General features: G+C 51.9%; 11 protein-coding genes and 1 tRNA gene. 3 read left to right on the top strand and 9 right to left on the bottom strand.

The features are described 5' to 3' along the window. Together ABFB09_RS01880 and ABFB09_RS01875 are read right to left on the bottom strand one after the other, a co-directional pair. Window positions 1–177 (bottom strand): twin-arginine translocation signal domain-containing protein (locus tag ABFB09_RS01880; protein ID WP_346999470.1); only part of this gene is annotated, 177 nt, incomplete at its 3' end. Window positions 178–380: 203 nt separating this feature from the next. Next, window positions 381–1,781, bottom strand: a complete 1,401-nt coding sequence (locus ABFB09_RS01875) for a reductive dehalogenase (protein WP_346999464.1) — start codon at window positions 1,779–1,781, stop codon at window positions 381–383. A gap of 315 nt (window positions 1,782–2,096) precedes the next feature. On the opposite strand from ABFB09_RS01875, the gene ABFB09_RS01870 reads away from it, so the two are divergent. After that, window positions 2,097–2,172 (top strand) — tRNA-Val (locus tag ABFB09_RS01870). Between the two features lie 106 nt (window positions 2,173–2,278). On the opposite strand, the gene mnmA is transcribed toward ABFB09_RS01870, so the two are convergent. Then, on the bottom strand, window positions 2,279–3,391 hold the full coding sequence (gene mnmA / locus ABFB09_RS01865) for a tRNA 2-thiouridine(34) synthase MnmA (protein WP_346999463.1): 1,113 nt from the start codon (window positions 3,389–3,391) through the stop codon (window positions 2,279–2,281). A gap of 448 nt (window positions 3,392–3,839) precedes the next feature. On the opposite strand from mnmA, the gene ABFB09_RS01860 reads away from it, so the two are divergent. Continuing rightward, window positions 3,840–5,336 carry a reductive dehalogenase gene (locus ABFB09_RS01860; protein ID WP_346999462.1) on the top strand — a complete coding sequence of 499 codons (1,497 nt, stop codon included), beginning with the start codon at window positions 3,840–3,842 and terminating at the stop codon, window positions 5,334–5,336. 40 nt (window positions 5,337–5,376) lie between these two features. Next, window positions 5,377–5,652 carry an LPXTG cell wall anchor domain-containing protein gene (locus tag ABFB09_RS01855; protein WP_346999461.1) on the top strand — a complete coding sequence of 92 codons (276 nt, stop codon included), beginning with the start codon at window positions 5,377–5,379 and terminating at the stop codon, window positions 5,650–5,652. Between the two features lie 122 nt (window positions 5,653–5,774). Here ABFB09_RS01855 and cbiE read toward each other — a convergent pair whose 3' ends face one another. The 6 genes from cbiE to cbiB are packed head-to-tail and all read right to left on the bottom strand — an operon-like array spanning window position 5,775 to window position 10,540. Next, the gene (gene cbiE, locus ABFB09_RS01850; protein WP_346999460.1) at window positions 5,775–6,449 is read right to left on the bottom strand and encodes a precorrin-6y C5,15-methyltransferase (decarboxylating) subunit CbiE; all 675 of its coding nucleotides are present in this window, start codon (window positions 6,447–6,449) and stop codon (window positions 5,775–5,777) included. Between the two features lie 16 nt (window positions 6,450–6,465). Continuing rightward, window positions 6,466–7,305, bottom strand: coding sequence for a cobalamin-binding protein (locus ABFB09_RS01845; RefSeq protein WP_346999458.1), 840 nt, complete (start codon window positions 7,303–7,305; stop codon window positions 6,466–6,468). Between the two features lies 1 nt (window position 7,306). After that, a complete protein-coding gene (locus tag ABFB09_RS01840) occupies window positions 7,307–8,101 on the bottom strand; it encodes an adenosylcobinamide amidohydrolase (RefSeq protein WP_346999457.1) in 795 nt (264 codons plus the stop codon). A 20-nt stretch (window positions 8,102–8,121) separates the two neighbouring features. Beyond that, complete coding sequence (locus tag ABFB09_RS01835; RefSeq protein WP_346999456.1) at window positions 8,122–9,291, bottom strand: cysteine desulfurase family protein; 1,170 nt, start codon at window positions 9,289–9,291, stop codon at window positions 8,122–8,124. 19 nt (window positions 9,292–9,310) lie between these two features. Then, window positions 9,311–9,565 carry a hypothetical protein gene (locus tag ABFB09_RS01830; RefSeq protein ID WP_346999454.1) on the bottom strand — a complete coding sequence of 85 codons (255 nt, stop codon included), beginning with the start codon at window positions 9,563–9,565 and terminating at the stop codon, window positions 9,311–9,313. A gap of 21 nt (window positions 9,566–9,586) precedes the next feature. Next, a complete protein-coding gene (gene cbiB / locus ABFB09_RS01825) occupies window positions 9,587–10,540 on the bottom strand; it encodes an adenosylcobinamide-phosphate synthase CbiB (RefSeq protein ID WP_346999453.1) in 954 nt (317 codons plus the stop codon). Window positions 10,541–10,552: the final 12 nt, after the last annotated feature.

Here is a 10,552-nt window from a genome sequence, read left to right as displayed (position 1 = left end):
TTCGAGTTCATTTTCCTTAACCCACCAGGGGTGGCGGGCGGAAGGTCCAGAAGCGGCGAGTTCGTCGAGATCACTGAAGGAAGGGGCGATGGCTGCGGCGGCACCGATGCCGGCACCGGCCAGTCCGAGGCCCTTCATGAAGTCACGGCGGCTCATTGTCGAATGGAATTGGCTCATCTTACTACTCCTTTAGTTTATAACAAATCCAAACAAGTTCGATTCAGATTATAACTCGTAGGTGTATTTAATACATCGTACTAAAGGACTAATTGTTCTAAGCATTTAGGATATGGCCGAAAGTATAAATAAAAGACAACTAAAGTATGACAGGGGGTTCGGCTTAGCCGAACCCCCTGTGTATTTGATGAGCTAGATTGGTCTTACCAGACGTTCTTGCCGGAACCGAGGGTGGTATCGCCGTTCCATTTGTCGAGATCGCGGCTCCACCAGGCTTCCAGTTCCTCGTCAGTCTTGGCTTCAGCGTAGTTGAAAGCCCGATCCATGGTAGCGAAGAAACTGTTGAAGATGGGGGTAGCCGCCGCGGTGGCGCGGACGACGGGGTGGATCAGGCCGTCTGAAGCATGGTTGAAGGGGCAGGTGGCCTGGCAGTTGCCGCAAGCCTGAGGCGAGCCGAAGTCGATGCAACTTTCCCAGTCCATGTACCAACCTTTGTAACCGGGACGGTTGTGCCCTCCGGCGGTTTCCCACTGTGTGTCGTTGTCTTTAGATATAGACTCGGACGGACAGCGCTCACCGCAACGGACGCAAGTTTTACAGAAAGTCATTAAACCGGCGTCCATCGGCGGGGTGGCCGCTAACGGCATATCGGTAAAGAAGTAGTTGGTGTAGCGAACCATAAGACCGTAACGAGGGGTTAACAGGTAGGTAGCCCGGCCCTGTTCTCCTAAACCGGAAAAGATACCTAGAGGCACATTGGCGGTGACGCCGGTTTTGTAGGTGCCGTATCCCAGGTTCTTGACCATGCGCATAGCCATGTATCCGACTTGAGCGGCATGGGAGTAGGCATGTCCGATGGCCTGGTTGCCCAGTTGTTTCTTGGTGCCGTATCCGCCGGGATAGTTATCGTCTTTACGCAGCTGATACAGGCTCTGGATGTAATGCTGTTGGGTGGCGAAGGTGAGCACATATTTGGCTTTCTGGGGGATGTGGTAGACCTTTTTCTCATCCTGATAGCCCACATCTGTAGAGTCAAAGACAAAACCGGAGGCGTCAAAGATTTTACGGGTCTTATCATTGACCTCGAGGGCGCCGGTCAGGACGGCACCATAGGTATGGAGGGCGGCGCGCATCATCTGGAGGTTGTTCTCGGCAGTGTCTTCCCAGCGTTTGCCCTCAGCGTTGGCCGGCAGGGAACCCGCAGGGCCGTCCCAGGGAGCATTTGGTCCGATGAAACTGGAACCCTGTCCAAACGCGTAGTCGCGCAGGGAGTCCCCCGGTGTCTTATTAGCATAGGCTGCCTTTTCGATGGCTGTATCGCGTACGGTGTTTGCGGCTTTGGCGGTAGATGAAATGGAATACCTTGGAGTAATTTGATTGTCATAAGCTTTGAAGGTGTTCCAATCGATCTCATTGGTGGGATCATGGTGTTCACGTTCCTTAACCCACCAGGGGTGGGACTGATTGCTGGCTGAAGAAGCAAGGTCATCCAGATCTTTAAATCCGGGGGTGAGAGCGGCGGCGGCGCCCACGCCTACGCCGGTGATGCCCAGAGCCTTCATGAAATCGCGGCGACTGAGCGTTGAGTGGAATTTAGCGGTCATAATTTTTCTCCTTAATTCGTCTTTTTTGGATACATCACGGTCTTTCCCGCTGCCCCCGGTCTCTTCCGGGTGTCAAATCTGATTAACAACCTCCTGTATAACGGACAATAACTATTTATACACTCATTGTAACTTTAGAAGTGACAAAAAGATATACGCCAATATGCGTATTTTTAATTAGGAAATCGTAACCTTGAAAATGGTACATATAATATATAAGAATATGTACTTAATAGTCAGCAAAGAAAATAAAGCGTTTCTGTTGTATGGTGTTTTACATCGGGTAACGTTTGGGCTACAATAGCTTTTGCTTTCGGGCGGCTAGTTCAGTGGTTAGAACGCCTGCTTCACACGCAGGAAGTCAGAGGTTCGAATCCTCTGCTGCCCACCATTTCTCTGATTCGTCACAACGCCCAATCCGGTTGTGTTTTCAGGCCGCCGCCAAACCCCGCAGCCCTCATGCTGAGGTTGAAGTCACCACCTTCGCGAGACCCGGTCTAATGGTTGATAACACCGGAACCCACCACAACCTCACCATCGTAGAGGACAATCGCCTGCCCCGGCGCCGGTGCCATCTGCGGTTCATTGAAAACCACCTTTATCCGGTCAGGACCGAGGGACTCGATCCGTGCCGGTACAGGGGACGCTCCGGAACGTATCCGGGCGGCGACATCTAGGCTTGAAGTAAGGTTCTCGATAGATATCCAATTCAAATCATTCGCCAGCACTTCGGATCGATAAACTGCTTCTTTACCCCCGACGATGATTGCGTTCTGCTCCGGTTCGATACGGATGACATAAAGTGGTTCCTTGGCCGCTAATCCCAGTCCCTGGCGCTGACCCAGAGTAAAGAAAGCGACCCCCGGATGGCTGCCCAGTACCTTGCCGGATTCATCGAGGATAGGACCGGGTTTGGCTTCTCCGCATACCAGTTGCCGGTACCCCCCAGCGATGAAGTTCTGACTCTCTTCTTTTTCCGCCACCGGGAGCTTCAAGCCGTCGGCCAGTCGCCTCACTTCCTCTTTGGTCAACTCGCCGAGCGGAAAACGCACTTTTTTAAGCTGCTCCTGCGAAAGTCGTGACAGGAAATAGGACTGGTCTTTATCGTGGTTTATACCGCGGAGTAGCCGGTAGCGGCCGGTCGCCGGATCGTACTCTGTCCGAGCGTAGTGCCCCGTAACCACAAAGTCGAATTCAATGCCGGAGGCGCTGGCCTTTTCGAGGAGGGCTCCCAGTTTGATACGCTGGTTACAGTAAACACAGGGATTGGGCGTCCGCCCGGCCTGGTATTCCGCCTTGAAATGATCCAGCACCGCTGTCTGGTATTCAGCTTTGAGGTCAAAGACGTACAGTTTGATACCCAGCGCATCTGCTACCGCTTGCGCATCCCTGACATCCTCTGCTTCACCGGGCCCGTAACAGCCGTGTTTGTGCCCGGTTTGTACCGGGGTATCCTCACCGCCGTAGATGGTCATAATGATTCCGGTCACCTCGGCGCCGCTCTTTTTCATCAGCGCCGCTGCTACTGCTGAATCGACGCCACCGGAAAGCGCCACTAAAATTCTTGGCGCCCGGGTGTCGGCGCTGATCTGAACGTGTTTGTCTTCCATCCAATGTATCCTGTTAATCTTTTATTGATAATGAATCTGTCATCGCAGTTGGGTTCGCGCTTCCGATATTGAAGCATAACGGGAAACCGGCGGGGACGCAACCGCGTTGCCCATCGATTTCGATTCCTTGTTCGGGTAGAGGTTAGTTTTGGTTGTGGTGCTCTACGGGCCGGGTTCCAGCGTCTAGAAGTAGGCGGTTTTAGCGCATTCTTGAGAGGTGATAGCGAGGTTATTAAACACTAATAAATAATATACATATTGGGGTATTGACACATGGTACAGAGAGGACGATAATGCAACATGGATATTAAAAAAATATATGCTTAAATCTTATCAAGGGTGTGGATAGCATTGAAGGAGGAAAAATAATGACAGAATGACCCCCGGGAAAGACCGGACGACCCTAAAAAGGCTGCGACAAAATATCAAAGAAAGGGGTTAAAGAAAAATGTCTAGTTTTCACTCCATAGTCAGCAGAAGAGATTTCATGAAAGCCCTCGGGGTGACAGGCGCCGGACTTGGCGCTGCGGCAGCAGTGGCGCCAAGCTTCAATGACATTGATGACATGATGGGGGCGCCATCCGCCAGCAACCACCTGCCCTGGTATGTTAAGGAGATGGACCTTCTCAAATGCACTTCAGAAATCGATTGGGATATGCTGAAGCGTTGGGATCATTCAAACACCGGTTACGGTGCGGCTACTACCAAACACTACCCCTCCGGTGCCAGGAACGCGGAGTATACGGCCGCCGGCAACGCCCGCAGGGACGAGTACAGAGCTAAGCAGCACCCCGGCTATGATCTCAAGTGGCAGGCTCTGAACCAGGGTAAAAGCGACCGGAAAACATCCGCTGCCTGGCAGTACGAAGGTCTGACCAACACAGCCGATTTGTCTCCTCTCCCGTCTGAGTGGGGTCTTCCCAATTGGACAGGTACCCCGGAAGAAGCTTCCAGGCTGGCGATGGCTGCCATCAGGTACTTCGGTTTCTCCATTGTTGGCTTCGCTGATCTGGATTCGACCTGGCGAAACAAGCTCGTGTTGACAAAGACAAGTGCCACAGCCGCTTATGTCTATGATAATGTTCCCAAGGCATTCAGACGGACCAATGGAACGATAACCGAACATGTGATTCCTAGCAAAGCATCGCTGCTCTTTTTGTGCAGTCCTCAAACCCCGGAAGCCCGCAAGTCAAACTCGATATTGGCTAACGGCAACGCCACTGCTGTAGATAATTTCCACAGTTCCGTCGAAGCCCGGCTATTCAGGTTCCTGCGGACGTTGGGTGATTACCAGTTGTTCGGATTGACCGGTCACCAGGCTTTTGCTGTTAACGCCGGAGCCGCTACCGCGTTGACTGGTGTTGGCGAGGCATCCCGACAGAACAACTACGCCCTGAGCTTTGAAGTTGGTCCCAACTATAATCCCCTCGTCTTGATGACCACACTTCCGTTAGCGCCCACCAAACCTATCGACGCCGGTATGTTCCGCTTCTGCCACGGTTGTGCTATTTGTGCCAAGCAATGTCCGTCCAATTCCATTTCGCTGGACAAAGAGCCTTCATGGGACATCCCGCTGACAGAAGGTCTGCCAACAATCTATAAAAATCCCGGAATCAAATTATTCTGGACCAATCAGGTCTCTTGTTATAACTATTACACGCAGTATTACGGTTGCGCTCCAGTTGAGATCATGGGAGATGCCGGCGGCGGCCGGTCCTGCTTCGGCGTCTGCCCGTTCGGTGAGGACAGAGCGGCACTGGCGCATAACGTGATCCGTGCGACGGCAGCCACCACTGGCATCTTTAACAGCTTCTTCGCCAGCTTGGCCGATGTATTCGGAACCGGTCAGGCAGCTCTGCGCCCGGATGACTGGTGGGATATGGCTCTACCTTCTCATGGCACGCCCACCCACATCCGCGCCACCAAGGGTCAGTGGAAGATGTAAGGTCCCTGAAATAGGTTGAAATAAAAGGAGGTAATCGGAAATGTGGTTTATCGCTGCTCTTATTGTGGCTACCGGTCTCACCGTGCTGTGGTTCTGGCTACGGGGCAAGGGTGTCAAAATGGCCTGGTACGAGATACTCATTGGAGTTGTGGGAGTAGCTTTAATACTCTTCGGCATCCAGAACTACCAGGGCTTCACATCCGAATTTGAGTCCGATGCTGCCACAACAGCCTTATTGTTAATGGGTATACCAGGACTCTTACTGCTTGTTGTAGCAGGAATCCTGATCAAACGCAGGAACCGGGCTGTTTCCTAGCGGGCCGAATAGTCCTGGTAAAAAAATCCGGGAGGATCCAACAAAGGATCCTCCCGGATTTTTGTGAATAAAAGACCGGATTTCGGTTCAGCAGCTCACCCCGGTTTATTCAATAAGCATGATCACAATATGATCATCACCGACTTCCAGTTAAATGATTGGCTGACTACTTCGTTCAAACAGCCATTAGTAAAACGCTCCTCAGGGAGTCCCAGGTTTTCGAAAACAATGCAAGCGGTGCTTGGATCAATCCCTTGATCTATCAGAAATTGAGCCGTCTGCCGCGGCATCTGGCGGACTCCTGTGAGAACGATGACGTGCAGGCCATTCTCGATGGCTTTGAGGATTCTTTTCCGTTTCTTCCGTAAATCACTTCCTCCGTCATGGGGCAGGGGATGATACGTGATAATGGCGGAGTCAGTGAGTGAAACGCCGGCTTTGGCAGCCGCAAGCTGCACCGTGCTGATACCGGGAACGATGGAAATATCAAAACCTTCGAAGGTTTTGAGGACTCCTTCAAGTCCCGCCGGCGCCACCAAGGGGTCGCCAGTTTTGAGTACTACGACGGTAGCTCCGGATGTCTCTGCTTCCAATGCGGCTTTTCCGGGGATTTCCAGGTAGTTGTGACATTCCTGTAAATAAATCTGCTGGCTTTTGACCAGATTTTTCACCGGTTTGAAGTCTTGTTCCCATCCCACCAGGATATCAGCGGATAACACTAGATCTCTGACGTGAGCTGAAACCCATCCGGCTGAACCGGGGCCGACTCCAACAACAAATACTTTACCTTTAGGCAATGAGATCTCTCCAGATTTAGAATAAACCGGGATGGAAAATACGGGCCAGTTCCTCAAGCCCTTCTACCATGCGCGGTCCGGCTCGGCCGACAAGGTCGCTGCTGATGCCATAAACCCGGCCTGACTTACGCGCTTTAGTGCTTTCGATCGCGGGCTCGTTCAGGGCGATGTTTAACGGTTCCATTGGGTTTTCGCCGTAACCGGTCTCGGCGATGATTATATCCGGATTGCTGTTGACGATATCTGAGAATGTGGGGTATGGGTAATACTCACCGAAATCCCGGCCGATATTGTAGCCGCCAGCCAGATCGGTCAGCGTATCGCCGATCGTTTTGGCTCCAAAGGTTTTCCATGTCTGGCTTTCATGCAGGTAATATACACGTGGCCGTTTTTCAACCGGCAGATCTTTCGTTTTATCGGTAACGGCTTCGGCGCGTGCTCTCAACGATTCCACGAGTTGTTCAGCAACAGCCTCTTTTCCGGTACACTGCCCGATAATTTCAATGGCGGTGAGCATGCCGGATATGGTGTTGCTTTCCAGGACGATTACCGGGTAGCCGAGCTCTTCAAGCTTTGAAACGATGCCCTTCAAATGTATGGTACCGGCCAGTATTAAATCAGGTTGGATTTCGTTGATAATATCGATATCCACCGTGGTGTAGCCACCGACCCTCGGTATTAGTTTCGCCGCCTCTGGAAAATCGCAATATTCGGTGACGCCGTGAAGTAATTCCTGGGCGCCCAGCGCATAGACCATCTCTGTATTGCTTGGGGCTAGCGATATAATCTTGTGCTTAGGGATCTCGATTGTTACGCTGCGTCCTGCGTGATCCGTGATGGATAAATGGGATGTCATATCATTGTTCTCCACTGGGGGCACTTTCACCATGGTAGTCAGGGTCTTTCGCCAATTGTTTCTTACACGCGATTAAACAGGCTTTGGTTACCGATTTGGCCATAAGTTCGCCTAATTTGGTGTGACCTCCGGCATAACGGCAGATGAATTCATTTCCTGATGCAACGACGATCTGGTCCGTACCTGTTCCTGTCGCCTGCAGGGAGCTGTCGAAAGAACTGTGTATCCTGAGGTCCTGCAGAGCGATACCCTTGGCTTCAGTTATGGTGATGAAACTTGAAGCCATCGTAGCCAGGCTGAGTTTAGCGTTGGTCGTTACGATTATATTGATCGTACCGCAGGTCCGGTATTTCCCATTGATCTCTACGCCGTAAGCCCGATCCACCCCGACACGCATCGCGTTATGTTTAAATCCAGCGGTGACCCAGGCGGCGACCCATAATTCATCATGCGTTTCGACACAGTGAGCAAGTTCACGCATATCCACTCCGGTTGATATCATGGAAATGTCTGATGAATCAACCTCATAGAATGCCGCGATCTCTTTAGCCAGGCTCTTGAGATAGACACCGTAGTCCTGGTTGCTGTAGTGAAGGTTATCGCACAACTCCTTGGGAAGGTAGCAATTGCAGATAATCTTAGAGCGGCGAGACCCTTTTTCACCTGAAAGAGTCGAATGAGTTTCCGCGAACTTGACGACAAGTGCGTTAGCATCGACGTCCCATACCCGATAGTCCGCTACTTCTGCGGTGAGCCCCGGGAGTGTCGCTATCGTTTTAGTCCGGTTGATGGTCATTTTTCTTCCTTATCGCCGTGCTAGATGACGGATTGGGCTCTTATCCGGGAACAGACATCACTCAGGATGTTTATCGTTTGGCGAACGGAATCTTCATCGCTCATCTTTCCCAGGGATAAACGGATCGAACAATTTGCCAGATCGCGTTCCAACCCGGTTGCCAGTAACACGTAAGGAGCCTCGTGGGTGCCGGAACTGCAGGCTGACCCGGTCGAGACACAGACTCCCCGTTTACCCAACTCCCTGGTTAAATACTCTCCCTCGATTCCCGGTATGCTCACGTTGATGTTATTAGGTAACCGGTTTTCCGGATGTCCGTTCAAACGTACGCCAGGGATCCCATTCAGAATACCGTTGATCAGTTTCAGGCTGAGGTCATGGATTCGGGCAGATTCAGATGTAATCTCGGAGCCGGCGATTTCCGCCGCCATTCCCAGCCCGACAATGCCCGGGACATTCTCAGTACCGGACCGCAGAGCTTCTTCTTGCCCGCCGCCAAATATGATAGGTGAGAGCGGGACTTCTCGCCTGGCAAAAAGCGCCCCGACTCCTTTCGGGCCATTGAATTTATGGGCCGATAAGGATAAAAGATCTATCTGGCTTTTTTCGACATCCACAGGCAGATGACCCACGAGTTGTACCGCATCGGTGTGGAAGAAAACCCCTTTCTCCCGGCAGACAGCCCCGATTTCAGTTATCGGCTGAATCGTACCGATGACATTGTTGGCAGCCATTACACTTACCAGTACTGTATCGGGTCTGATGGCGTCGCGTACCGCTTCGGGTGCCACCATCCCGTGACGATCCACCGGTAGATATGTGATCTGAATTCCCTTCTTTTCAAGATGATGGCAGGTTTCCAGGATCGCGTGATGTTCGATTTGGCTTGTGATAATATGATTGCCCTTGGTGACGCTGGCGGCGGTCAGTCCTAAGAGCGCCAGATTATCGGCTTCCGTCCCGCCGCTGGTGAAAATTATGTCTTCAGGGTGGCAATTGATCAACGCTGCCACCTGGCGGCGGGCATTCTCCAATGCGTCACTGGAATGACAACCCATGGGGTGAATGGCTGACGGATTGCCGTATATGGTATTGAAATAGGGCAGCATTGCCTCGACCACCCGGGAGTCGGTGGGCGTGCTGGCGGCGTTGTCCAGATAGATCATCTTGTATTTAGATTGCTGGGTCATCGGCAAACTCAGAATCGTTTTAACAGGCGCGCGGGCGGCGCTGAACCGTGTTTCCACTGCTGTATGCGACGATCGCGGCATCGATTTCTTTACCTAAATCGTCTATTTCTTTAAGCTGTTCCGCTGTAAGGCGGGCATACTCATCATTGTGAGCTGCGAAAGCGATGAGCTGGGCTCCCAGTTTACGCTCCAGTTGTTTGACCCTTTCCAGGGTTGCTTCATCCAGCGGTTTCACGGGAATTTTAACGAAACAGTGTGTCATTTCACGCGCCATGTAGTGGCCTCCAGAAAGTAATTACGTTAGGAAGTATAACAGAAAGAGTATTCCAACACTGAATATAATGTTGATTGCAGCCATGAAACGGAACAATCTGACGCCCTGGCCAATCGTGGCTGCGGTGAGTGGCCGGGCGGCATCGCCTAGTTCGTAGTGCCCCGCGCGGTCCAACCGGACCTCAAGCGCTCCGGCGGCAGCTGCCATGGGCCAGCCGGCGTTAGGACTTTCCGTTTTGCCGTGATCTCTCAGCATGATCCGCCAGGCGTTTTTTGCATTCAGGCCTGAGAACCATGCTGCGGCGACCAGGGTGAAGCCGGTGAGCCTGGCGGGAATGAAATTGAGCACATCGTCAAAATGCGCGGCAAACTTGCCCAGGTATTCATATTGACCGCGGTGTCCCAGCATGCCGTCCAGAGTATTGGAGACCCGGTAAGCGATGGCACCCGGTACCCCCAGGAACAGATAGTAAAAAAGCGGCGCTACTAAAAAATCCGAGGCGTTCTCCATAAGGGATCTGATCGTCGAGGAAATAATCGGCTGGGTATCGGTGCTTCCATTTTCGCCGTGTTCCACCGTAGTCAGCAGGAAGCGGATTTTGCGATCCGCTTTTTGGATATCGGTGCAGTCGCTTTCCAGGTATTTTTTGATGCCCAGGGATAATTGCCAGCTTTCCCTCAGGCAGAATGTAGGTTTAAACAACAATACCGCGGCGATGATAAATAACCCGGTGTGAATTCCGGAAAGATACTGGAGTAGAAGATAGCTTGAAAAACCGATGATACCGATCAGAAACACGGATACAAGCATTCCGAAAATAAATTGAAGTTTTATTCCGCGGATAGCCAACCCGATCTTTTCGAAGACCGCAATAGTCCTGCCGATCCAGACGGTCAGATGGATGGCGTTGGGAGGCTCGGCGAGCGCCAGATCCAAAACCACGGCCAGGATAAAAATCCAGATGTTATCGATCAAAAACTAATCCGC

This window comes from Dehalogenimonas sp. THU2 (genome assembly GCF_039749495.1).
Taxonomy (GTDB): Bacteria; Chloroflexota; Dehalococcoidia; order Dehalococcoidales; family Dehalococcoidaceae; genus Dehalogenimonas.
The sequence above is the reverse complement of the archived record's forward strand: the minus strand, read 5'-3'. Positions and strand labels throughout refer to the sequence as shown.

Coding starts and splice junctions, on each gene's coding strand:
- ABFB09_RS01875 (WP_346999464.1), bottom strand. CDS start 1,781: ATGACCGCTAAATTCCACTCAACGCTCAGTCGCCGCGATTTCATGAAG.
- mnmA (WP_346999463.1), bottom strand. CDS start 3,391: ATGGAAGACAAACACGTTCAGATCAGCGCCGACACCCGGGCGCCAAGA.
- ABFB09_RS01860 (WP_346999462.1), top strand. CDS start 3,840: ATGTCTAGTTTTCACTCCATAGTCAGCAGAAGAGATTTCATGAAAGCC.
- ABFB09_RS01855 (WP_346999461.1), top strand. CDS start 5,377: ATGTGGTTTATCGCTGCTCTTATTGTGGCTACCGGTCTCACCGTGCTG.
- ABFB09_RS01845 (WP_346999458.1), bottom strand. CDS start 7,305: ATGACATCCCATTTATCCATCACGGATCACGCAGGACGCAGCGTAACA.
- ABFB09_RS01840 (WP_346999457.1), bottom strand. CDS start 8,101: ATGACCATCAACCGGACTAAAACGATAGCGACACTCCCGGGGCTCACC.
- ABFB09_RS01835 (WP_346999456.1), bottom strand. CDS start 9,291: ATGACCCAGCAATCTAAATACAAGATGATCTATCTGGACAACGCCGCC.
- ABFB09_RS01830 (WP_346999454.1), bottom strand. CDS start 9,565: ATGGCGCGTGAAATGACACACTGTTTCGTTAAAATTCCCGTGAAACCG.